This is a genomic window from Halomarina litorea (assembly GCF_024227715.1).
GTDB lineage: Archaea > Halobacteriota > Halobacteria > Halobacteriales > Haloarculaceae > Halomarina > Halomarina litorea.
On sequence record NZ_CP100451.1, the window covers coordinates 121,842 to 145,038 of the forward strand.

Below are 23,197 nucleotides of genomic sequence, written 5' to 3' on the forward strand. Positions count from 1 at the left end.
AGTAGAATCCAACTTTTCGCCGATAACCAAAAAGGTGGCACTCTGAGTAAGTGGGTGTTCGGATCCTATTGGGCTATCAATGCATCATCTGCGTTGAGTAGTGTCTGACGCGCGTCGTTCGGTGAGATGACATTACCGAAACATCTAGATAGGTGGCAGTGCAAGATGGTTCCATGAGCGCCATTGAATCGCCACCACACATAGTCGACCAGGATGTATCTCTGAACATCGATATTCCGGAAGTCCGTGAATACGAGTCGGAAGCCGATGCTGACCTTGACCGAGAGCTCCTGGATACAATCGAAGCGGCACGTAAGGCTGGCAACGACTACCTCGCGAAACTGCTGACGTTCGAGCTGGGTTCGCACTACTGGGAAAATCGATAGCCCAGACGCCCTTTCGGACATGTCGTTTACTCACTAGATGTTTATATGCTGGTAGTTCATCGAACGTCGTATGGACGACGATAAAGCCCGCGAACGCGTGCTTGAAATCCTCCAAAATCGTGTCGGCAAGGACAACGCAATCACTTCCCGCGAGATCAACGAAGAGATTCAAGCCGATAATATTGGCTCGTTTCCCAGTACTCGGGCAATCATCACGGACATCATCAAAGAGGAGCGGGTGCCAATTCTCGCAAACACGAACGGCTACTACGTTGCCGAAACCGAAGGCGAGATTGAAGAGTACCTCGAAACACTCGAAAACCGTGTGATGGGAATCACTGAGCGCCGGTACGCAGTCAAGCGCGCTGCCAAGCTCTGGGAAGACGATATTGAAGGCAACGACGATTCTGACGTGCTCTGACGATAGGGGGTTACAAGCGCCGAATACTCGTTCTATCGTCAGTTGTTACAGTAGGACCGTAGATAAGGTAAGCCAGAGTGCAAACGGCCCGCTCGGTTACTCAAGTGCCATTACAGCAAAATCATCGAATAGCTCCGACTGAAAGGCTATCTCTATCAGGTCGACGATCAGCTGTTCCTCACCCCGAACAACTAGTGCTATACTAGCCGCGGTGCCATCCCAAACGGTATCCGTCAGACACTGTGACGTACCCGCATGGATGGTGGGGACATCCGAGAGCATGCAGCCGAGCTCGTCGAACGCGAGACGGCGACAGTGATCGAATCGACGCGCATCGCCGAGCAGCTGACGACCAGCGAGGGGAGCGCACTCGTCATCGCTGTCGAAACCGCCGACGAGACCTACTGGGTCGTCGACGACGGACACGGCACTGCGTGCTATCCCGCCGCCAGCCGCGACTCAGCCGATGCCGTCCTGACCGACCACATGACCATCCAGTCGTGGTGAACGGCGTGCTTGTGACCTGAGCGGTCTACGCCGACGGATCTGCTGAGCTCGTCCTTCTCGACGATGATGAACCCACGTCGAGTAACGAGCGTTCCGGTTCGGATAGTGAATGGGGGCAGGCTCTAGCGGTCACTCTCGGGACCACGCATGGCGATCGGGCGCTGATCGGCCAATAGACCGACAGTCAGCACTATCGGAATTCCCAGTGCGGGGCTGTCAGAGGCACCGTCGTCTGTCGATTCTCCCCGCTTTTCACCGCGTCTGAACCGATAATGTAGACGGACATGCCGCCCCGACCACGCCGTGGTGTCGAATGGCCACTGGCATGATGGAGATGAACTCATTGCCACGGCCGAGAGTGATAGCGACGTCTCGACACAGTATGGACGTCACCGATCTGATTAACCAACAAGAGCGGGGCCTGGTTCCAAACTGTTGGTTAAGAGATTGATAGGCATGAGGCGCTCTTGAGACGTATCGGACTAGGTAGTCGATCAGTCGAATGCCGGTGTGGAGTCACTTCCTGTCTGTCCGCGCCGGCGATGAGCGCCGGCGCAGTGGGCAAAGCGACGTCCGCTGGTCGCCGGCAGTGAGTTGAGTTCCAATGCATATGGTCATCTACGCACTGGTAGCAGCATCGACAGAAGACGACGCACTGGCCGCTGGAACGACGGTCTTCGATGGGCTGGTCGGCGGTGGCGTACACACGAAAGCAGTTTTCGACTACTACGTGACCTTCGACGAGGAAGGGACGACCGTTGCTGGGCAAACACGCTGGGGTGACCTGCCGGTGGCAGCTCCCGTCGACTCCGAGGATGGACAGGCACTTCTCGAGCGTGGCTGGACGGCGACTGAAAAGGCGTTCCAGCGCCATCTCGAGCGAGCGAAGGAGGCACTCGAGGAGTACGATGATGAGGCGATCATGCGCGACCAAGACCTCGTCCGCCATACGTTCCATCAACTCGGTGCCTATCGAGGGTCGTCGATTGCACTGTACGACGAACATGGCAACGGGATTCGCCACCGTGAACAACTCGATCGCCGTCTTGAGGCGAGTGGAGAATGCTGGATTGTCCCTGCCGACGTTCATTACTAATCCGGGGACCGGCTCGGATCGTCTATACGTCTTAACCAACAACTGCTCGTTACTCTGTCGCTCTGTTGGTTAACCGATAGCGGAGTAGGCAGACGAAGGGTTGGCAACCACCGCTAAACACTACTTTCTTTCAGGCCGGTTCAGGGTGACGCAGCTGTTAGACACGTGCCGCGAGTCTAACACTCAGGCAGTTGGTCGGTGCCGCCGAATACTCCATCCCAGATACGCAAATCCAGCGACGACGAAGACGGGGAGAATGATTTCCAACCGACCGAGGAGGAAGGCAGCGGAGAGCAGCCCACCGAGAACGCCAACGACAGTCGCGTGTTCGCGGTCACCTCGTCGTGCGAGGAAAGACACCGCACAAATCACGGCCACACTCACGAGTCCGAAGAACAACTGCCCCTCGATGACTACCGCATACGCCAGCACGAGTATCGAGAGGAGGGCTGTCGCAACGATTGCGCTGTAACGGTCCATATTCTAACTATTTCCTTAGGAGGGTATAGGTCTTCTCGCGGACTGATAGACTCACGCTCTCTGTCTAACATGCGCTATTGATACCGGAGATTCTCAAACACGACCTCGGATGCCAGTTCGTGAATCGCTCGTGACTTCGGTCGGGATATCTCCCATAGCGACGCCGGAACGTGATCAGCCACAGCTTCGTCACCCTGAGTCGCTTCGTACCGCTATGATGGTTTGTGGACCCCACCGGCAGCTGAGTTGATGCTCTCCGGGAGCGTGGGGTGGATATGCATCGTGTCCGCGACATCCTCCGCTGTCGCGCCGAGTTCGATCGCGAGCACCAGTTCGTGAACGATCTCCGCGCCCTGCTCGCCGACGATGTGCGCGCCCAGTAGTTCGTCACTGTCGGCGTCCGTAACGAGCTTGACGAATCCAGCAGTCTCGCCGAGTGCTTTCGGCTTTCCCTGTTCGGCGAGGTCCTGACGGCCGACTCCCACCTCGTAGCCCGCATCACGGGCTTCCCGCTCGGTGAGTCCCACGTGTCCGATCTGCGGGTCGGTGAACACCGCCCACGGGACGACCCGATCCTCCGTGCTGACGTCGTCGCCGTGCGCAAGATGCCGGGAGAGACGGTCCGCGTTGTCCCGGGCCGAGTGAGTGAACATCGGTGGACCACTGACGTCACCGATGGCGTAGACACCCTCCGCCGTCGTTGCGAAACGATCGTCGGTTGCAACGAACCCGTCTTCGTCAGTTTCGATACCAGCTTCGTCGAGTCCGATCTCGTCAGTATTCGGGGTTCGTCCGACTGCCATGAGGACGTCCGAGGCGGTCACGTCGAGCGTGCCATCCGATCCGTTCCCCTCGACGCGAATATCCTCACCCGAGGGGTCGAGTGATTCGACAGCGGTCCCAGTGTGGACGTCGATCCCCTCCTCGACGAAGACGTCCTCTATCACACGGCTGACGTCGGGTTCCTCGCGAGGGAGAAGTCGATCGGGGCGCTGGACGACCGTGACGTCCGCGCCGAACCGGTGGTACATCTGGGCGTACTCACAGCCGACGTATCCGCCCCCGACGACGACGAGCGAATCGGGAACCTCGTCGAGGAACAGCATATCGGTACTGTCGAGGACCGCCACGTCGTCGAGTCCGTCGATCGGTGGCATCGTGGGCCGGGCACCAGTATTGATGACGACTCGCTCGGCGGAAATCGTTCGATCACCGACGTGGAGTTCGTGTGGGGATTCGAAGCGTCCTCGCTCCTCGATGAGCGTGAGGTCGTCGTTGTCGTCGACGTTATCGTAGGCCCCCTGGCGGATGCTCTCGACGACACGGTCCTTTCGGTCGACGATCGCCTCCAGGTCAGGGGCGACCTCACCGCCGATATCGATACCGAACTCCTCACCGCGTCGTGCCAGGTGTGTCACTTCCGCACTCCGAATCATCGTCTTCGTCGGGATGCATCCCCGATTGAGACACGTCCCCCCGAGGAGGTCCTGTTCGACGAGTGCAGTCTCCATCCCGGAGTAGGCACACTTCATCGCGACCGGGAGCCCTGCCATGCCGCCACCGAGAACGACGAGGTCGAAGTCGTGGTCGTCGCTCATGCGGTAACCACCCCCACCCCTGTATCCGGAGTCGTCCTCCCGGCTACCACAGGGTCCTGGCTATCGGGTGAAGCTCCTCGGTGATGGCCACGATATTCATCACATCGCTCCGTGATGTGGCTGAATTCGGACGGTGGCGTGTCGATCGTACTGGCGAACCGTGAGTCGGCTGGGACCGTCATATTCACTCCAACAATTCAACGTCTATTAGAATAAATCTGTGGTCCGATATCCGCTACTCGACGCAGCAACTCATCGTCGAGGTATCGCGGCGGAACGCCTGACAGGCGTGTTTGAGCGCTTCGCTGAACGTCGGGAACGGGTGGACGGTGTCGATGATGTCGTCGACGGTCAGGCCGAACTTCACGGCCAGCGTCGCTTCCATGATCATGTCGGCGGCACGGGGACCGACCATGTGGACGCCGACGATCTCGTCGGTCTCGTGGTGTTTGACCACCTGGAGCAGCCCTCGCGTGTCCTCGACGGCTCGTGCTTTCGGCACGTCCGCCATCTGAACCGTCCGGCACGAACAGGCCCCGTGCTCGTCCATGTACTCCCGCTCGGTGATCCCGACGCTGGCGACTTCGGGACTCGTGAAGACAACCGCAGGGACGGCGTTGTAGTCGATGATTTTCCCTTCATCGCCGAAGGCGTTCTTCACCGCGTGGTTGCCCTCCTTCGCAGCGACCGTCTCCAGTTCGGGCTCGCCGATGACGTCTCCTGCGGCGTACACGTCGGGATTCGTCGTACGGAAGTGTTCGTCGACGACAACTGCCCCACGGTCGTCGGTGTCAACACCGATTGCGTCGAGTCCGATGTTCTCGCTGTTCGGTTGCACGCCTGTCGCCACGAACAGTTCGGCAGCGTCGAACGTTCGCGGCTCGCCGTCGACGACCGTCTCGACGCTGATGCCGATTTCCTGCGTCGCGAGGCCGCCATCCGTTGCCACTGAGGTGACTCGCTGGAAGTCGTTGCCAGTGATAACGTCGATTCCTTCCTCGCGGAAGCATCGCTGCATCTCGCGACCGAGTTGACCTTCCATCCCCGACAACACACGTTCGGAGCGCTGGAGAATCGTCACGTCGACGCCGACGCGGTGGAGGATCTGCCCCCATTCGAGTGCAATGTACCCACCACCGAGGATGATGATGCTCTCGGGGAGTTCGTGGCGATTCAAGATGGTCTCGCTCGTTTCGTACTCGACGTCATCAGACTGCGTCTGATGGGCTGACGAGCTTTGCTCGTCAACGTCTTCGAGTCCGTCGATGGGCGCGGCCCACGGTGAACTCCCGGTCGCGATGAGGGCCTTCTCGCCGGTGATGCGTGTCCCTTCAGCCGGACCGTCGACCACTTCGATGGTCGTCGAATCGACGAATCTCCCATACCCCTCGTGGATATCGGTTCCGAAGTGCTCGGCGACGTCGACGTAGTTCTCCTGGCGAAGCTGACCAACGAGTCGATCTTTCTCGTCGAGCGCAGCCGACCAATCGATGGTGGGTTCATCACTGCTGTACCGAACAGCGTCGAACGGGTTGTTCGGTGGCTCGTACGCAGTCTCCGAAACGGCGAGGAGGTGTTTGCTCGGGACGCACCCGACATTGACGCACGTTCCACCAAGCGGGAGTCCAGTGTTGACCATGGCGGTCGAGAGGCCACGGCTGCTGGCTTCAGTAATCGCAGCGAACGCTGCTGCGCCGCCACCGAGAATCACGAGATCGTAGTGTGTCTCAGCACTCATCCTAATGGTCATTAGAGTATTGTAGTTATTAAGATTCTGGCTTTGAGGCGATGGTAGCCACACTAGGGTGACAGTATCATCCGAAACGTCTATCACTCGATGTTCCAGTATATATTGTAATGAGTATCCAGCTCCTTCAGTCGACCGCCGACGTAAACGAAGCGCGAGCCAACATCTTCGGGGCGTTGAGCGACCCGACCCGCCTCCGGATCTTCCAGACGCTCCTCGAGGCAGATGAGCCGCTGAACGTGACTGAGCTGTGTGAACGGACCGACCTGAAGACGAATCTCGTCTCACACCACCTCCAGTGTCTGAAGAACTGCCAGCTCGTCGACGCCGAACGCGACGGACGGAAGAAATACTACGACGTGAGCCGCCCCGAAGCCGCAGAGATGGTCGGACTCGCCGACGACTGCATTCGACAGAACATCGAGAGCGTCCTCGGCTGTGAAATCGTCACGGACGACGCGAACGCCAATGAGTGACGACGAATCCCTCCTCCCGTATGCAGGTGTCGGGGGTGTCGCACTGTGCTGTCTCGGTCTGGAACTCCTCGGCGGCGCGGCACTCCTGAGCGGAGTCGTGGCCGCTGTCGGGGTCTCAGCCGAGGTTGGGTATCTCGTCGTGGTCGGTATCGGCGGGCTCGTGGCGGTGCTGCTCGTCGCCGGATACCAGCGAATCGGCGCGAACGCCACCTACTGAGAGACTGCCCGAGTCGATACTCGCTCGGTGATGCCCGTTCGATGATGGACCGAGACCCGGTACCGCAGGCCATCGGAAGAACACCCAATCAGGTCAGTAGCGGTCGAACCACCGTGCGAGGGCCGCGCTGCTTATCATCTCGATAACCCCGAAGGCCACGGCGGGCAGCGACGTGACGGGTGGGAGTCCCGCTGCGATGAGCAGCGCAGCAGCGACCGCGAAGTCCCGCATGCCGACCGAGAGGACTGACGCGATACGGGTCGGACGTGTCCAGCGACTCCCCACGAGGAACCCGACACCGTAACCGAGGCCGTTCAGCAACACCGCACCGATACCGACTGTGAGCAGTAGCGTCTGACTCGATCGAATGACCCCAGCGTTGGCCGCAGTCACCCCGCCGATGATGAGGACGACCATCACAGCAGATACGGCGGGATAGTACTCGTCGTAGCGACTGACCCGATCGGGCTGCCATGCCCGCGCGCCGACAGCGACGAGCATAGGCCCGACGACGGCGACGACGAGTTGCTCGACGATCGGCAGCGTCGGGACATCGACGTCGCCGCCGAGCAGCACGGAGACGACGACAGGGATGAAGCCGATACTCCCGACACCGATGACGACCAGCGCCGTCGTCGAGAGCGCCGTCTCGCCACCCGCGAGTTCGGTCATCACTGGCGTGACGAGTTCGGGGGTAACCGCACCCAATACGACGAATCCAACGGTGAGTTCCGGCGATAGGCCGAGTCCGCGGGCGATCCCGAACGCGAGAAACGGCATCGTCACGTGGCCGACCAGGACGAGACCGAGGCTCCGAGTATCGACCGCCCGAAACTGATCAACGGACAGCGTTAGCGAGATACTGCCGATCATCACCGCGAGGATCAGCGTCGATGCGCGGGTCACTACAGCTAGTTGTGGGACGAAGAAGCCGAGGCCAACCGAGCAAAGCACCCAGAGGAGGAGATAGTCCTCGACCAGGTCGGTCATTCGGAGACTCGACATTTCACGGGACTTCGTGGCGAGGGTGTGGTAACGATTCTGCGTTAGCGCCGTCCCGATGCTGGGGAGAAGCCGCTCTGCTCACGCAGTTGCTCGGCTGGTGACAGCCTCGACGATGGACTCGATATCGTACCCCTGTTCGTCCTTGTCGAAAACTATCTCGCCGTCGACGGCGACAGTGAATACCCCGCTATCTCCGGGTATCAACCGGAGGTCGTCGAGGGCACGGCCAGTCTCGGCCAGTAGCCGGTCGGCCGTCGTCAACGCGTTCTCTCGCAGTCCACACGGCACGCAGTATTCGATTTCGACTGTCGTCATTGTGTGATTCCCGGTTCGATGTGTATGTGGAAGCCACTTAGCGTTCAGACAACCACTAGGTGAGTCGGTTAGGTTTCGCTAACCGGCCGTTGCCGTCGTTGAAGTGGTCGCCTCCGAGGTACGATCGAGCGCCCAGCCAAGCACGCCGCCGTAGATCAGGTGCAACACGAGCGTCGCGGCGGCGATCTTCGGCGTGACGCCGACCCCGAAGAAGCCCCAGCCGACGAGCGGCAGGACCACGACACCCATCGCGATCCACAGCGCGACACCGAGTGCGAGCCCCGTCCGAGCCGACATCCGATCGACCGTTACGGCGAGGAGGGCACCGAACACCCCACCGTAGAACAAGTGAGCACTGACGGCTGAGAGCATCCGGATCGGTGGGGCGACGTCACCGACGACCAGACTCACGACGGCCTCCGGAATCGGGCGCGGCATCGGTGCGGCTCCCGTGAGGAAGCCGACGAGCATCAGTGTCGACATGGCGAGTGTCGCGATGATTCCCCAACCGAACCCGCGTTTCGCTCGGTGTACGTTCACGGGAAGTCCGACGGGACGCGAGCGGATAGGCCTAATATAAGCTCGGACTACCCAGGTTAGGATACCTAACTGGGTTGTCGGCCGCAAGCGTATAGGGCCCGAAGCGGGAACGACGACGACATGGGGACCGACGAGTGTCTGGCGGGCTGGTGTCACGACGATGAGTGGTGTACGATCACCTGCACGGCGGCGATCATCGGCAAGAAGTGGCATCCCGTCATCGTCCACCGCCTCTTGGTGAACGGTCCCTCGGGGTTCAACGCGCTCAAGCGAGCGGTCGATGGTATCTCCAGTAACGTCCTCTCGAACAGCCTCGACGACCTCGAAGGGAACGAATTAGTCCATCGGGAAGTCGTCAGTGACAAGCCCTTCAGAGTGGAGTACTCGCTCACCGAGCGTGGCGAGGACCTCGCGCCGATCATCGAAGCGATGAGTGACTGGGGCGAGACGCACGCACGACCGGAGTGTTCGTAGGAGAAACTGGAGGGGACACGACTGCTGTCGGACACCTACTACTGCGACCCGCTCCGTTACGTTGTGGCGGCTTCGTCTCCGTCGCTGGTCCGACGATTGGTCGAATTCGACCGGTGTGCGTTGCTGGTCACTCGGCGCCCCGGTCGCTGACTTCGTCGAACAGTGCGACGACAGACGGTTCGATAGTATCAGGAATCGCTCGGACCGCCTTCGGGTCGCGTCCGTCGGGGTCGTCAAGCGTGCGCCTAGTCGCGGACCTCGATGTCCTCGCAGACGGTACCGACGCGGAGGGTCGAACACCCCATCGTCGCCCCAACTGTGGAGTGATGAGGGGTGCTGTCCGACCCTGCTTCTACCGAGAGGACGTGGCGCTACGGTGTTGTAGTAGTGTGTACTCTTGTCCTGTGGTTCTACCTCTCAGACAATCATCCAGATAATCCGTTCAATCATACCCATCGATTGTCCCGCGATTAATACGTCAGCCGAAGCAAGCCAGCGACGATGACAGACGAATCGGCGGACAGTGTCCGTGTCTGGTTGGTCGAACGGACGTATTCGGACGACGAACAGAACCTCATCATCCTCACGTATGCAACACCCGACGGCGAACAGTACTACCGCAAAGAGCGAGCACTCACGTCCTTTACCGACGTTCGAGATACGACCGCGGCCGTCGATGCCGAGCCCGACAACCTCGGGAGTGTCGACGATCCCGAGCAACAGGAACAGTACGCTGCAGAAGCTCGGCGAATGAGTGATCGTCACGACCCCGACGACAGTATCTGACGACCAGCGACACGATACCAGCGCACCAGCTACCCAATTCGTTAATCCGTCTGCTCCCTACTGGCACGTATGCGGAGTCTCGTCTTTGCCCTCGAATACGACCCCGGGTGTAACCGTGTGGCGGACACGCTCGCGGACCATCCTGATGCGAGGATTCGCTCGCTCTCGTTGCACGTGACCGAGGAGCGACTCTGGCGCGTCGATCACGCGACCGGTACGCCAGCCGCTCTCGACGACATCGAAGACGCGTTCCTGACTGCTGATTACTACGCGGACTGTTTGGCGACCGACGACTGTGGGGCGACCCAGTCGACGCAGGTCCTCGACCACACCGACGACACGCTCGTCCTTTACTCGTACTGGGAGCGCACTCCCGACTGTTCGTCGGTCCCCCACATCGCGCGTGCGCACCTCGGCGACGGGGTCCTGTTCGATACCCGCCACGAGAGCCGCCACTACACGTGGCGCATCATTCATTCGGGACAGGGTGACGTGGGGGCCTTCTTCGACGAACTCGAGACGGCCGTCGGCACCTGTGCGCAGATGGAACTGCTCCGGACGGCGGACACCGAGGTATCGAGACGGGTGGGCCACAGCGATCGAGCGGAACTCGCACCCGAGCAAGCGGCGGCACTCGAAGCAGCCGTCGAACACGGCTACTACGAGACGCCGCGAGCGGTCGACGTCGGTGAGTTGGCCGAGCATCTCGACGTCCCGCGGTCGACGCTCACCTACCGGCTCCGCCGAGCCGAAGCGTATCTGGCAGCGCAGTATGTCGAAACAGAGCCGATTCCAGAACACTCGCCGAACCCGACCTGAAGTCGGAAGCGTCGGTTGGAATATTCCAATAAAGGCCTATCGGCGTGACGGCCCTCGTTTCACGTAATGAGCGACGACGTGACCAGTAGTGAGCAATCAATCGACGACGGAGACCGTCGCGAGGTGTCCGTCCGGCTCACGGTCCCCGAGATGGACTGCCCCTCCTGCGCCCAGAAAGTCGACAAAAGCCTCCAGCGTGTCGACGGCATCAGCGAGGCGATGTTGCAGCCAACGACGGGGACGGCCACCGTGAGGTACGACCCGGAACGGGTCTCGGATGAAGACGTAATCGCCGCAATCGAGGGCGCGGGGTACGAGGTCGTTAATCGTGGTGGAGCAGACGACGAATCGACCGGTGGAATGGATATCGCACCGCCATCGGACGTCTGGACGAGTCCACGAGCCCTCAAGACGTGGATGGGGGCTGTGTTCGTCGCTGTCGGCCTGCTCGTCGAGTTCGTCCTGACTGGTCTCGACCCCACGATCGCGACCCTCCTCGACTACCCCCTCTCGCTCGCCGATGGACTGTTCCTCGTGGCGATTGCGACCAGCGGGTATCCGGTCGTCCGGAGTGGCTACTACTCGGCTCGAAATCTGAGTCTCGACATCGACCTGCTGATGGGAACGGCCATCATCGCTGCCACGGGCATCGGGTATTTCGTCGAAGCCGCGACGCTGGCCGTCCTGTTCAGCATCGCTGAGCTGCTCGAAGACTACTCGATGGACCGAGCACGCGACTCGCTTCGCGAGTTGATGGAACTCTCCCCCGACGAGGCGACGGTCCGACGTGAAGGTGAGGAAGTGACCGTTCCGGCAGAGGACGTGAGCGTCGGCGAGACCGTCATCGTTCGCCCCGGCGACAAGATCCCGCTGGATGGAACCGTCACCGACGGCGAGAGCGCGGTCGACGAATCTCCGATCACCGGCGAGTCGGTTCCTATCGACAAGTCCACTGGAGACGAGGTGTACGCAGGGACGATCAACGAGGGCGGGTATCTCGAAGTGGAGGTCACCTCGACGGCGGGCGAGTCGACCCTGTCCCAGATTATCGAACTGGTCCAAGGAGCACAGGAGAAGAAAACCGAGAAAGAGCAGTTCGTCGACCGGTTCGCGGGCTACTACACCCCTGCGGTCGTCGTGTTAGCGATACTGACCGCTGCAGTACCGCCACTACTCATCGGTGACGGTGTCACCCTCGGCGTTGCGGGATTCTCGCTAGTCCTTCCCGGCGGGTGGCAGGCGTGGTTCATCCGTGGGCTGACGCTGCTGGTCATCGCCTGTCCGTGTGCGTTCGTCATCTCGACGCCCGTTTCCGTGGTATCGGGCATCACGAGCGCCGCGAAGAACGGCGTCCTCATCAAAGGCGGGAATCACCTCGAAGCGATGGGCGAAGTCGACGCGGTCGCCCTCGACAAGACGGGAACGCTCACGAAGGGTGAACTCACCGTTGCTGACGTCGTCCCGCTTGGCCAGTACGAGGAGACGGACGTCCTTCGCTACGCAGCCGCGCTCGAACAGCGAAGTGAGCATCCGATCGCGGAGGCGATCCTCACCCGAGCAGATGAGGCGGACCTCGATGCTCGTCCGACCCCTACTGCGTTCGAGAGCTTAACCGGGAAGGGAATCCGTGCAGACCTCGACGACGAGACGTACTACGCGGGGAAACCGGCACTCTTCGAGGACTTGGGCTTCGACCTCTCACAGTCGCGTCGCGCCACTGACGGCGGTGTCGTGACAGAACCCTCTACCGAGAACGCACACGACGCCCTCAGCGAGTTGGAACAAGACGGAAAGACGGTGGTCTTCGTCGGAACCGAGTCAGAACTGGTCGGGCTCGTTGCGATTGCCGACGAGGTCCGACCGGCTTCTCGCCGGGCCGTTGAGCGCCTCCACGAACTGGGCGTCGAACACGTCGTGATGCTCACCGGCGACAACGCGGGCACGGCACGTGCTATCGCCGAGGAGGTCGGCGTCGACGAGTACCGGGCAGAGCTCCTCCCCGAGGAAAAAGTCGACGCGATCGAAGCGCTCCAGCGCGAGTACGGGTCGGTCGCGATGGTCGGCGACGGCATCAACGACGCGCCCGCACTCGCCACCGCCGATGTCGGCATCGCAATGGGTGCCGCCGGGACCGACACCGCCCTCGAAACCGCCGATATCGCATTGATGGGTGACGACATCGGGAAGCTCCCGTACCTGTATGCGCTCTCGCACGAGGCGAACGGCGTGATTCGGCAGAACATCTGGTCGAGCCTCGGTGTGAAGGCCCTGCTGGCTCTCGGCGTTCCGCTGGGGGTCGTCAGTGTCGCACTCGCAGTGGTCGTCGGAGACATGGGGATGAGTCTTGGCGTGACGGGGAACGCGATGCGACTCTCACGGGTACAGCCTGAGCAGGTCACCGACTCGTGAGGAATCGTGGAACCAGCCTGCAGTAAGACCGTGAGCTCCTAGAGCCGAATTCGACGTACAGTAGGCAGAGACGAACTGGTGAATCGACCTCTTTGGTACGGCGCTGATCGCTGTACTCACTACTGGTTCGCCTGTTGAGCTGAATTCAGTCCTTCGCCGTAATTCCCATCAGCACCAGCGACCGCTCGGAGATGTTTGTCGTCCCCAGAGGGGTGCGGGGGTGCTCGATAGGACACTCTCGTACCGATTATGAGTGAGACTAGCGACACGACTACGACGGGAAATCCATCGACCGCAAACAGAAATGAACAGACAACAATCACCGAGCACGTCGAACCACTCGCACAGGGCGGCAAACGCTACGTTCGGTGTGAGGCCTGTGGTCGAGAACTCCTCTGTGCGCTTGGCGGGCGAACGGGACTCCCCCACACTGACGAGTGCCCACTCGGGGAGGCCGACCGATGAGCCTCGCAGACGATACGACTGGCGACCTGCCGATGACCGACCCACGGGACGTGCGTGCGATGAACGAACTGCTGGCCGTCTACGAGCAGGCACCGGGCCTCTACTCGGTCTACAGCGAGGAGGGCACGGAGTATACGGTCGACGCTGAGACGGGCGCATGTACCTGCCCCGATGCGGAGTACAACCAGCCCGACGGTGGCTGTAAGCACGCCCGGCGCGTCGCGCTCTGGCGCGGCGACGAGGCACTTCCAGGCTGGGTGAATCTCGATGCCGTCGACCCGCTGCTCGTCGACCATCTCGGCCTCGAGAAGCAACAAGCGACGGTCAGTGCTGACTGACGACACGGTACGGTTGTTCGTCGCCGCAGGAGGCGTGGAGGCGACCAATCATGACTGACGCTGCAGATAGGACGATGGAATCGAGCGAACTGACACCGGCCCAACGGCTCGACCCACCAGACCCCCGACTCATCGAGGCTGGCATCGTGACGATTCACGATATCGAGACGCTGCAAGCGTGCGTCGCCTACGAGAACGCGAATCACCAGCGCGTTCACATCCTTCGCCGACTCGACTGTCGGGCAGCGACGCTTCGTCGTTCGGAGGACTGAGCCGCCGTCCGTGGTGCTGTTTGTCGGCGCCAGAAAGGGCGGAGGCTCAACAGAGATGAGCAATCGACCAGACATCGAGATTCGACGACAGACTGCCTTCGGCGAGGATGGCCACCTCGAAGTGACCCAGAGGAGCGTCGAGACATCACTCGAGGACTTCGGTGCTGACGTCGACCATCGCGAGCAAACGTCCCGAGTGGACCGTCCCGAAGCAAGTGAGTTCGGCGTCGATGACCGTCCGGAGGTCGACCAGTCCTCGGAGAGCAATCAGGCGACGCTCTTCGCAGATACCGACGACGATCAGCAGACGCTGACCGGTGAAGACGCGGCCACGCGCTGCTTGTTCGACGATTAACCAACAATAGCGGACACCAGCTCGGTGTGTTGGTTACCTCTCGTGGTGGGGTTTCTCCCGCCCCTCGGGGAGCTGCGGGGCGGCGGTGCCTCGCGAGTGACTCCCGATGGCTATTCACGAACCTCTCGATTCGAGGAGCGGCAGGGCGAGAGATGCGGTCAGTACCGCGCGACAGGCACAGTATATCGCGCTTCTCCATCGCGTACCGTTCGCGCTCGATGCAGCACACCTCGGCTTCCTCCCGGGGTTTCGTGAGGACTGTACCTACCAGCAGTCGTCATTGTGCGGCCTCGATCTGTCGGTTGGGATGCTCGACAACGATTTTCGGAATCCGGATCTCGAGCGGTACGTCGAGCGGGTCATCGAGTACGAACCCGAGGTCGCGGTCATCGGTGATGCGTACGACGCGACGGAAGCAGAGACGTACGTCCGGACGATTCGGGACGTGGAAACACGAGTCCCCGGCACGGAGTTCGTCATCGTTCCGAAGTGCAGGTCGGCGATCGAGGCGATTCCCGATGAAATCGTTCTCGGGTACTCACGTGGCTACGCCGACCGATTGGCCCACGAGTTCTCCGATCCCGTCGACTGGCGAGGCCGTCGCGTCCACATTCTCGGTGGCAGTCCCCCGAAGCAACTCGAGGTCATCGACCAGCTCACCCAACCGACGCTGACAGGGGCACCACCGGCAGACATCGTCGGGCTGGACTGGAACGGCCTGCATCGGGGTGCGCAGTTCGGCGAGTTCTGGACGCCTGATGGGTGGGACGACAATGGTCGCGACGCCGACCACGTCACCGTTCGCTCACTGGTCCGCCAGAGTCTCGCGCGTGTACGCGAGTTCTGGAACGCACACGGTGTCTGGCCCGCTTCGACACCATGGACAGACGGAGCCGTCGACTACCGAGGACCGTCACTCAGCGACCTCGAGAGCGCCGCCTGTACGGAGTGTAGTGCGAACATCTGGACGACCGAGCGTGGGCCCTACGTCGTCGAGTACGACACTGGCGCCGTGTGTGGCTACTGTAGCTACAATTGTTACTTCGACCATCGGCATCGGAACCACCTCGAAGAACTCGCTGGCGAGCAGAGCGTGGTCGTCCCACCGACGTGAGGACACCACCATGTCCGGTGTTTCCGCTGGTGCTGTTTGTCACCCCCTGAGGGATGCGGGGGCGCTCAGAACGATGAGCGTCGGCCGCACGATCTCGTATGGCTTCGAAGACTCACCAGCGGGTCGCGTTCGACGACTCGGAGACCCGCAGCGAGGAGATGCACAGTACGATCGACCAGTGGCTCGAGGACCTCGTTACCCTCACCGACGAGGCACGGGCCAGCGAGCAGTTTCAAAACTGGTTGGACGTCCAGTCGCGGTTCCACGACTACTCGGCCCGGAACACGCTGCTCATCAACCAGCAGTGCCCCGAGGCGACGCGAGTCGCTGGGTATCGGACGTGGCAGGAAGAGTTCGACCGGCACGTCCAGGAGGGCGAGCAGGCGATCTGGATCTGGGCGCCGATCATTACCACACGATGTCCCGAGTGTGAGAACGCGCCGTCGTACCACGAGCAGATCGGTTGTGAGTACGATGAAACGCCACCCGAGGAGTGGTCGCGAGGCCTTGTTGGGTTCTCGCCGACCGCTGTGTTCGACGTCTCACAGACCGCGGGGGAGCCGCTTCCCGATCTCGATACCGAAGCGACAGGGGACGCTGGTGACCTCGTGCCAGCACTCACGGATGCATCGGATGACTTGGGAGTAGGAGTTAGAGTCGTCGACCCCGAGGAGTGGGCGCACGGCGAGGCGATGGGCGTCTGTGAGTATCCCGACTCGGACGACGACCAGCCACTCGTGGAGGCGAAGGCTCGATCGAATCAGGCCGACCTCGCGATGACACTCGTTCACGAGTACGCGCACGCGGTACTCCACGTTGACGACGACACTGAACGGTCGAAGCGCGAAATCGAGGCCGAAGCCGTCGCGTACGTCGTTGGTCGGCATTTCGACCTCGACACCAGCAACTCGGCGTTCTACCTTGCTGCCTGGAACTCAGACGACCCCGAGAAAGTGCGGAATCGCCTCGGTCGAATCAGTCGCACAGCCCAGCGAATTATCGGAATACTCGACGACTGAGTCGCACTGTTCACCCATTCTATTAACCAACAGTCCTACGTCCTCTCCCATCAGTGTTGGTTAACACGAGCAATGCCCGACTCAGTACCAACGCCGCCGACTACTCTTCCGGACGATCTCGTCGCGACGCTCGGCGACTGTTCTCCTGAACAGCTGCGCCAGGTCGCCCGCTATGCGGAGACCCTCGCTAACCACCGAGAGCAGATGGCCAATCATGGTGAAGCGGCAGACAAAGCCGAACCCGACGAGCGATCCGAGGACCGTCCTGATGATGTTCCTCCAAAGGCGACGATTACGATCAAGGAAATCAACGACAACCGCTACTACTACTGGCAGTGGCGGGAAGGCGATCGCGTCAAGTCAACGTACAAATCCCCAGTGAATCCAGACGAGTAGACAATATAACACCCTGGTCGGATGACCGATGATTCGGGGTGACACCCCGTCTGCGAAGTGACAGACGGGAGCTGTTAGCGTTCGGGCCGGGGGGCAGTCTCGTACCGTTCGATGTCGTCGGTCTTCTCCACTCGATCGTAAATCTCGCGAAGCGTGTCTTGTGCCCGGAGGAGCTTGTGCTCTGCGAGGAACTGCCGACCACTCTCACTGATTCCGTAGAACTTGTACGGGAGATCGTTCTTCCGGCGGTCCTCGGGCAGGAGGACTTCCTCGACGATGCCAGCGTCGACGAGCTGCTGGAGGTGCTGGCGAATCGTCGTCTGGCTCTTGCTTGGGTTCACGTAGTCGAGTTCCTTCAGCGTCGGCAGTTCCGACGGATGCCCGAGGATGTCCTGGAGGAGCGCGAATCGCGTCTCCTGGGTGACGACGTTGAGCCGCTCCCGAACGGACTCCAGGTCGCTTGGCGTGTGGTCGGAGGTACTCATTACACCACAATTCGTGTAGTGTGTGCAAAAGCGTTTCGCTCAAATACGAATCGGTCTATTGCGATACGGTCACCGATTCATTCGCCACATTGAAGCAGGGTACGGGAGAAGTCCCGGTTAGATGAGTGAGGAGCCGGTCACCGTCGACGAACTCGCCGAGAAAGCCGACGAGTATCTGCACGAGGCCTCACTCACGCCGACGGAGTACGAAGCGCTGAAACAGAGTGTTGCGGAGCTCACGCCGATCTTCTCAGCTGAGAGTTCGTATTTCGTTCTTGGCAGCTACGGGACACCCGAAATCCGTCGTCTCCAGCTCGTGAAGGATCGCCTCAACCGGCAGCCCGGTGCGTACGCGTTCCTGATGGTCGACATTCGAAGCGAGTGGACGAACACCTACCTCAAGTTCCGGCTGCTCGCCGATTACACAGACGTCATCGTGGGCGTCGCCGAACACGCCCAAGGCGGCTTCCTCGTCGAGCAGGGCTATTTCACGGCCCTCGAGGAGTACTTCGCGAAGACCCATGTGTTCAAACGAGAGTATGAAGACGTAGATGAGGATGCGATCGACACGAACGTCGACGTCGATAATCCCTACAGCGGAATGCAGACCGCGATCTTCGAGATGCTCGACGAGGCTGGACGTCTCTGCCGGTGGACGACTGAGGACGATCTGGTCGAGTGTACTGAGGCTCTCGTGAGTGATCTGGAATACCCGTAGACAGAGACGAATCGGTAACTCACATCCCCGACGTTTCCGTCGTTTCTCCACGACATCCTCGTCATCAATGGCACCGACGACGAGAAAATCGTAGGATACATCCCCCCATTTTCGAGTTGTAAACGGGAGAGGGCGAGGAGATAGTATATTACATCAAACCGGCACGTCGACTCTCTTGGCTCACCCACCCCCCGTTTTCGAGTAGTAACGAGATGCCCCCGATGAATGACCCTCCATTTTCGAGCTGTAACGCATCACTCGGGTCGCGACCACCCCCCGTTTTCGAGTAGTAACGAGAAAACCCAGAGAATGACACCCCCCATTTTCGAGTTGTAACGCATCTCCCAGAGCGCGAACACCCCCCGTTTTCGAGTAGTAAGTCGGTGGAGAATAGAGTCGAGGTTAATTCTTGCTCCGGAACTGCTTCAGCCGTTCGCGGACAACCGCGCTGATAGTCGCCTCTTCGTGAGCTATATCTTCAAACCGAGAATCCTCACGAATCGTCTCCATGATCGTTTCCGGATCCTCGGATAGGGAGAAATACATATGTACTCCTCTGCCTCGCCCCTTGCCTCGACGCTCGAAGTCCAATACACCATACGTACTCTGCTCCGTGACATGATTTACGAATGTCTCACGACTGTACTGATCCGCATCCATCGTATCAGCAATGAATTGATACGTCTTGAACGCAGGTCCAGCAGGGATCCACTCAGGATGTTCTCTTGCGTAGTGGGCAGTGGCCGCCACAGCGTAGATGGAGAGTTTCTTTTGAGTGGAGATTCCGCTAATATGGCGAAGTTTTCGATTTTCGGTGTATTTCTCCTGGGCTTCACGGACATCAGTCTCGGTAACAGTGTCAGCTCCACGCCGCTCGGCTAATTCGCCAGCCCATCTGAGGAGATCGATTGCTTTCCGTGCATCTCCATGCGTTTGGGATCCGAACGCGGCAACAAGCGGAACGACGTCTTCTGCGAGTGATTCTGGCTTGAAGGCGTCCCGTCGGTTGTGGAGAATACTACGGAGTTGCGTCGCATCGTAATCGTCGAAGAAGATGTCGTCAGGGTTGTAGGAACTCTGTGCGCGGCTGTTGAGGTCCTTCATGAAATCAGCGTAATTTGTGATAGTCGTGAGCGAAATCGGGCCGTCAAAGTCGGCGAGCTTTCGAGCCCGTGAAAGCTGGTAGATGAGAGAATTGTACTCCGCTTCCTGATACGGCCCCTCGAGCATATCGATCTCATCGAGGATGAAGATGACACCGTCGTAATACTCTCGCATGAGTTCGTACAGTCGCTCGAGCTTCTGATCCGTCGAGACGCCGGTTTGAGGAACACCAGGTTCGACACCGAGGTCGTCGGCAGCAGCTTTAACTAGCCGGTAGACAGCTCGGTCTGCAGTTTTCGGTCCCTCGCAGTTGATAGAGAGAACTCCGAAGGTCTTGCCTTGTGACTCACACAGTTCGACGATCTGTTTGCAGACTGCATGAATGATGAGTGATTTCCCCGTTCCAGATGGCCCACTCAGGAGCATATCGGGGATCCCCTCATTCTGGAGGACCGGTTTTAGGTTGTCGACGACACGGCCCAGCTGGTCATCACGGCCAACGATACGATCCTCGTCGATGATAGTGTCTGACCGAACGAGGTCTTTGTTCGCGAAGACGCCACCGGACGACTCAGTTTGTAACCGATCACGAATCGAGATGCCACCACCGTCGCCGTTGGATGCTTCTTGAGACGAATCGGTGGGATCTGATCCATTCTCGAAGGTCGTTTGTGACGTATCAGGAGAATCCACATCCTCACCCGTCGACTCAGGATGTTCAGAATCAGCAGAGGACGATTCACGATCCTCCTCAGCTTCCGGATGATTCGATCCTGCTCTACGTCCCTCTCGTCCCATTATGAACCCCCTCGAACTCCGGGTATAAAAATATGGACCCTTGTGGAGTTGTAACCAGGCGAAAACAGGCTATCTAACGACTACAGCCCTGTATTCTCGAAATGAGTCGGATACCGTCTTCGGAATCTATCACCCTCCGTTGTCGAGTTGTAACGGGTCGTCAGGATTCTCTATCGTCGAACTCCCTCGATGACCCACACCCCCCGTTTTCGAGTTGTAAGCACCAGAATTGTCGCGAAAGGGCGACACTCGTATGAGTAGTTCGCGAATGAGAGTGGTATCGACCTATGGATACGATGGCTGGTGAAGCTCGTTTGGTGAATTCGGCCATTCTACCCCCTCCCCCCTTTTTCGAGTTGTAAGTCGCTGGGTGTAGACCACTTCAGACGCTATGTAGTGAGCATGAAGTTCACAAAAGGGGACGTAGAAGCGATGAGACGCCAAGGACTCTCGAGACCGGGTTCTCCATACCCAGAGATCCCAATCTTCTGCTGAGCTAGAAGAACTTTTCTTTATCTCTATTATGGATGTGGTAAGCCAACGTGAGACATAAACTTTCGCATTTCTAGTTATAGGTTAGAGGAATAGATGCTCAATCCTTCTATTGCGTGTATCCGTCACAATCGGCTGTTTTGCAGTCCCTCTTGCTGTTCACCCCTCCCCGTCGTCACGAGTTTACAACTCGAAAAAGGGGGGAGGGGGTTCGTCAGGTCCAGTCCGTGATACCGACTACACGTGTTCCCTTGAGCTCTCGTCGGATGTCGTTCCGACCCCAGTCAAGGGGAGCCAGTATGCTCTCGACAGCTCGGATCAGCTCCGTCTCGTAGTACGAGGCGTCGTAGATCTCGATCTCTTTGTGGGCCAACGCGACCCGTTCTCGCGAGGACTTCTCGTCGTCGACGACCACATACTCGATATCCTGCCCCGGGTGGACAGCGAGGTCTTGGTTACGAGCCCGTTTCAAGGCCGCCACGTTCTGAGTATTCTGCGTATAACCTTCCAACGGCTTGGAGACACGATTCCGTTCGACGAGCCGCTCCACTGCAACAGTACCCGAGTGCAGTTCCTTGATTGCTCGTTCGAGACGTCCGAGTACCGCGTCTGGGGACCGCGTGGCATCGAGTCGGTCGAGACAGTCCCGTTGAACGTTCTCGATGAACGGCGGAGTCGAGCGTTGCCGGGCTTCGATGCCTCTGATTTTGAATTCGTCTTCGCCAGCGACCTTCCCGAAGTACTTGGTCAACGCGCCGGCGTCGCTCTCGCGCTGCGGCACGAACGCCACCCAGTCGTAGTGGGCTTCGTGTTCGAACCGAATCTCGACGCGTTCCGTTATCTCCGTCGTGAGTGTCTGGAGGTCTTCGCGGTCATCGTCGTCGACATCGGGATCCGGCGTCACCCAGATGGAGTCGACGATGCCGTGGACGACGCGCCAGCCGCCGGCTTCCAGCCGCTGTTTCGCCGTCAACAGAATCTCGCGAGCGAACGCGTTGATCGCTTCGTGGCACTCAATCCGTCCGAACTTCGCATTGTTAAATCCCTGATACCCGAAACAGGCGACGAGAATCCACTTCAGCGCTTCCGACCGCCCCTTGAGTTCCGCCAATCGGTAGTCGTCAGGGTCGTCCCGCTGGTTCTCGCGACGGATGGCAGCTTTAATCTCGTCGCGAGCATCGATGATTGGCTGAAGGACGTCGACGAGGTAGCCCCGCTCGTCACAGATCGCGTAGCTGAGACCGGGGACGTCGTCGCGGCCGCGATGGCACTCACACCGAATCACGTCGGGCGAGACGTTCCGCGTACAGATGATGTTCGGATACAACGAGGAGAAATCGAGCTCGTGGACATCCTCGTGGAGTCCGACCTCTGGCGCGAAGATGAACCCGCCACGATCAGCGTCGTGAAGCACCCCTATCGGTTTGTATTTCTCGTGCCGCCAGGAGTGCCACGGCACCAAGACCCTCCGCTTGTGGGCTTCACAAATCTGGATGGCGGTCAGAACGTTGCCGATCGAGGCCCAGGCTGTCTCCTGAATTGGCTTGCGTGACCGCGAGACGAGGTCGAGGACGCCGTCGATGTTGGTCTCGCCGAAAAAGAACGTGTTCGACCGGTCGATGATCGCTCGCCCGGGTACGTTGTATCGCGCCGGGGAATGCCCGACGCGGCCGTAGCTCGCGTAGGTCGATCGATTCGCGAGTTGTTGGTAGTCAACATCGGCCCACCGGCTCAGCGAGAACTCGTCGACGTCGGTGCTGGCAGCCATCTCGTACAGAGTCGGAATGATCTCGCTCGTCGAACAGATGAGGACGTCAGGGTCGAGTTCGTCGAGTGTTGCCTGGACTACCGACAGGATGTCTGCTGGCGGGCCTGTAATCCTCTCGCCGGCGACGGCTAGTTTCGCGTACGTATCGCCGGTCGTCTCGGTGATCGGGACGTCGAGTCGGAGTGTCGAAAGGTTGCTCGTCGGCGTCGGATCCACATTGTTCTCCAAGCAGTATCGGAACTCTCGTGAGAGATCGACGTTGAAGCAGGCGAGATCTCCCACGGGGTAGTCGGACAGTTGGCGTGCCTGCCGAGCAAGCGGTGTGACCCGGTCGATGTGGGCGACATCGACGGCGAGGACGTCCTCGTCGTCGCGACGGAAGCCGGGCCGCCGGGCGACGATATCAGTCGCGACGACGTCCGGGTGCCGGTCGTACACGGTGCGGAGTCGCGTGAGATCGATTTCGGCATCGGGGGCCCGGGGGGCGACGTAGAAACGCGGCGTATAGTCCTCGCGTTCGGTCGCGACGGCGCCGTCAGCCGTCGCCTCCCATTCGAGGACCCGGCCATCGTCGAGGTAGTCGATTGCGAACGGGAT

General features: G+C 59.9%; 27 protein-coding genes. 18 read left to right on the forward strand and 9 right to left on the reverse strand.

Annotated elements, in window-relative coordinates; genetic code table 11:
• Positions 1-173 precede the first annotated feature (173 nt).
• The 4 genes from NKG96_RS20120 to NKG96_RS20135 all read left to right on the forward strand — a co-directional run bounded on the left by NKG96_RS20120 (position 174) and on the right by NKG96_RS20135 (position 2,410).
• Positions 174-386 carry a hypothetical protein gene (locus NKG96_RS20120; RefSeq protein ID WP_254538718.1) on the forward strand — a complete coding sequence of 71 codons (213 nt, stop codon included), beginning with the start codon at positions 174-176 and terminating at the stop codon, positions 384-386.
• Between the two features lie 70 nt (positions 387-456).
• A complete protein-coding gene (locus NKG96_RS20125; protein ID WP_254538719.1) occupies positions 457-807 on the forward strand; it encodes a hypothetical protein in 351 nt (116 codons plus the stop codon).
• Between the two features lie 255 nt (positions 808-1,062).
• Positions 1,063-1,314 carry a hypothetical protein gene (locus NKG96_RS20130; RefSeq protein ID WP_254538720.1) on the forward strand — a complete coding sequence of 84 codons (252 nt, stop codon included), beginning with the start codon at positions 1,063-1,065 and terminating at the stop codon, positions 1,312-1,314.
• A 604-nt stretch (positions 1,315-1,918) separates the two neighbouring features.
• Entirely contained in the window at positions 1,919-2,410 is a 492-nt protein-coding gene (locus tag NKG96_RS20135; RefSeq protein WP_254538721.1) for a DUF7995 family protein, read from the forward strand.
• Between the two features lie 183 nt (positions 2,411-2,593).
• On the opposite strand, the gene NKG96_RS20140 is transcribed toward NKG96_RS20135, so the two are convergent.
• From NKG96_RS20140 to merA, 3 genes are all read right to left on the reverse strand, one after another.
• On the reverse strand, positions 2,594-2,890 hold the full coding sequence (locus tag NKG96_RS20140) for a hypothetical protein (protein ID WP_254538722.1): 297 nt from the start codon (positions 2,888-2,890) through the stop codon (positions 2,594-2,596).
• A 212-nt stretch (positions 2,891-3,102) separates the two neighbouring features.
• Entirely contained in the window at positions 3,103-4,488 is a 1,386-nt protein-coding gene (gene lpdA, locus NKG96_RS20145) for a dihydrolipoyl dehydrogenase (protein WP_254538723.1), read from the reverse strand.
• Between the two features lie 235 nt (positions 4,489-4,723).
• Positions 4,724-6,226 (reverse strand): mercury(II) reductase, encoded by a 1,503-nt coding sequence (gene merA, locus NKG96_RS20150; RefSeq protein WP_254538839.1) that lies wholly within the window; start codon positions 6,224-6,226, stop codon positions 4,724-4,726.
• A gap of 119 nt (positions 6,227-6,345) precedes the next feature.
• Here merA and NKG96_RS20155 point away from each other — a divergent pair, with 119 nt between their 5' ends.
• Positions 6,346-6,711, forward strand: a complete 366-nt coding sequence (locus tag NKG96_RS20155) for an ArsR/SmtB family transcription factor (protein WP_254538724.1) — start codon at positions 6,346-6,348, stop codon at positions 6,709-6,711.
• Positions 6,704-6,928 (forward strand): hypothetical protein, encoded by a 225-nt coding sequence (locus NKG96_RS20160; RefSeq protein ID WP_254538725.1) that lies wholly within the window; start codon positions 6,704-6,706, stop codon positions 6,926-6,928. Before NKG96_RS20155 ends, NKG96_RS20160 begins: the two co-directional genes overlap by 8 nt.
• A gap of 93 nt (positions 6,929-7,021) precedes the next feature.
• On the opposite strand, the gene NKG96_RS20165 is transcribed toward NKG96_RS20160, so the two are convergent.
• The 3 genes from NKG96_RS20165 to NKG96_RS20175 all read right to left on the reverse strand — a co-directional run bounded on the left by NKG96_RS20165 (position 7,022) and on the right by NKG96_RS20175 (position 8,788).
• Positions 7,022-7,918: a bile acid:sodium symporter family protein gene (locus NKG96_RS20165; RefSeq protein ID WP_254538726.1), complete on the reverse strand. Its 897-nt coding sequence runs from the start codon at positions 7,916-7,918 to the stop codon at positions 7,022-7,024.
• A gap of 93 nt (positions 7,919-8,011) precedes the next feature.
• Positions 8,012-8,248: an Rdx family protein gene (locus NKG96_RS20170; protein ID WP_254538727.1), complete on the reverse strand. Its 237-nt coding sequence runs from the start codon at positions 8,246-8,248 to the stop codon at positions 8,012-8,014.
• A 78-nt stretch (positions 8,249-8,326) separates the two neighbouring features.
• Positions 8,327-8,788, reverse strand: coding sequence for a DUF6789 family protein (locus NKG96_RS20175; protein ID WP_254538728.1), 462 nt, complete (start codon positions 8,786-8,788; stop codon positions 8,327-8,329).
• A 120-nt stretch (positions 8,789-8,908) separates the two neighbouring features.
• On the opposite strand from NKG96_RS20175, the gene NKG96_RS20180 reads away from it, so the two are divergent.
• The 11 genes from NKG96_RS20180 (at position 8,909) to NKG96_RS20230 (ending at position 17,235) form a co-directional block, all read left to right on the forward strand.
• Entirely contained in the window at positions 8,909-9,262 is a 354-nt protein-coding gene (locus NKG96_RS20180) for a winged helix-turn-helix transcriptional regulator (RefSeq protein ID WP_254538729.1), read from the forward strand.
• Positions 9,263-9,763: 501 nt separating this feature from the next.
• Positions 9,764-10,048: a DUF7967 family protein gene (locus tag NKG96_RS20190; RefSeq protein ID WP_254538730.1), complete on the forward strand. Its 285-nt coding sequence runs from the start codon at positions 9,764-9,766 to the stop codon at positions 10,046-10,048.
• Between the two features lie 69 nt (positions 10,049-10,117).
• Entirely contained in the window at positions 10,118-10,867 is a 750-nt protein-coding gene (locus tag NKG96_RS20195) for a helix-turn-helix domain-containing protein (RefSeq protein ID WP_254538731.1), read from the forward strand.
• 66 nt (positions 10,868-10,933) lie between these two features.
• Positions 10,934-13,276, forward strand: a complete 2,343-nt coding sequence (locus tag NKG96_RS20200) for a heavy metal translocating P-type ATPase (RefSeq protein ID WP_254538732.1) — start codon at positions 10,934-10,936, stop codon at positions 13,274-13,276.
• A 249-nt stretch (positions 13,277-13,525) separates the two neighbouring features.
• The gene (locus NKG96_RS21250) at positions 13,526-13,741 is read left to right on the forward strand and encodes a DUF8118 domain-containing protein (protein WP_497007243.1); all 216 of its coding nucleotides are present in this window, start codon (positions 13,526-13,528) and stop codon (positions 13,739-13,741) included.
• Complete coding sequence (locus NKG96_RS20205) at positions 13,738-14,079, forward strand: hypothetical protein (RefSeq protein ID WP_254538733.1); 342 nt, start codon at positions 13,738-13,740, stop codon at positions 14,077-14,079. The genes NKG96_RS21250 and NKG96_RS20205 overlap by 4 nt, the downstream gene beginning before the upstream one ends.
• A gap of 50 nt (positions 14,080-14,129) precedes the next feature.
• Positions 14,130-14,351 carry a DUF8129 domain-containing protein gene (locus NKG96_RS20210; protein WP_254538734.1) on the forward strand — a complete coding sequence of 74 codons (222 nt, stop codon included), beginning with the start codon at positions 14,130-14,132 and terminating at the stop codon, positions 14,349-14,351.
• A gap of 55 nt (positions 14,352-14,406) precedes the next feature.
• The gene (locus tag NKG96_RS20215) at positions 14,407-14,706 is read left to right on the forward strand and encodes a hypothetical protein (protein WP_254538840.1); all 300 of its coding nucleotides are present in this window, start codon (positions 14,407-14,409) and stop codon (positions 14,704-14,706) included.
• Positions 14,707-14,812: 106 nt separating this feature from the next.
• Positions 14,813-15,820 carry a DUF6610 family protein gene (locus NKG96_RS20220; protein ID WP_254538735.1) on the forward strand — a complete coding sequence of 336 codons (1,008 nt, stop codon included), beginning with the start codon at positions 14,813-14,815 and terminating at the stop codon, positions 15,818-15,820.
• Between the two features lie 98 nt (positions 15,821-15,918).
• Entirely contained in the window at positions 15,919-16,839 is a 921-nt protein-coding gene (locus tag NKG96_RS20225) for an ArdC-like ssDNA-binding domain-containing protein (protein WP_254538736.1), read from the forward strand.
• Positions 16,840-16,911: 72 nt separating this feature from the next.
• Positions 16,912-17,235, forward strand: coding sequence for a DUF6788 family protein (locus NKG96_RS20230; protein ID WP_254538737.1), 324 nt, complete (start codon positions 16,912-16,914; stop codon positions 17,233-17,235).
• A 74-nt stretch (positions 17,236-17,309) separates the two neighbouring features.
• On the opposite strand, the gene NKG96_RS20235 is transcribed toward NKG96_RS20230, so the two are convergent.
• A complete protein-coding gene (locus NKG96_RS20235) occupies positions 17,310-17,720 on the reverse strand; it encodes a helix-turn-helix domain-containing protein (RefSeq protein ID WP_254538738.1) in 411 nt (136 codons plus the stop codon).
• Positions 17,721-17,841: 121 nt separating this feature from the next.
• Here NKG96_RS20235 and NKG96_RS20240 point away from each other — a divergent pair, with 121 nt between their 5' ends.
• Entirely contained in the window at positions 17,842-18,438 is a 597-nt protein-coding gene (locus tag NKG96_RS20240; RefSeq protein ID WP_254538739.1) for a DUF8170 family protein, read from the forward strand.
• Between the two features lie 402 nt (positions 18,439-18,840).
• Here NKG96_RS20240 and NKG96_RS20245 read toward each other — a convergent pair whose 3' ends face one another.
• Both NKG96_RS20245 and NKG96_RS20250 read right to left on the reverse strand, forming a co-directional pair.
• A complete protein-coding gene (locus NKG96_RS20245) occupies positions 18,841-20,340 on the reverse strand; it encodes a Cdc6/Cdc18 family protein (protein ID WP_254538740.1) in 1,500 nt (499 codons plus the stop codon).
• A 706-nt stretch (positions 20,341-21,046) separates the two neighbouring features.
• Positions 21,047-23,197: a type B DNA-directed DNA polymerase gene (locus NKG96_RS20250; RefSeq protein WP_254538841.1), complete on the reverse strand. Its 2,151-nt coding sequence runs from the start codon at positions 23,195-23,197 to the stop codon at positions 21,047-21,049.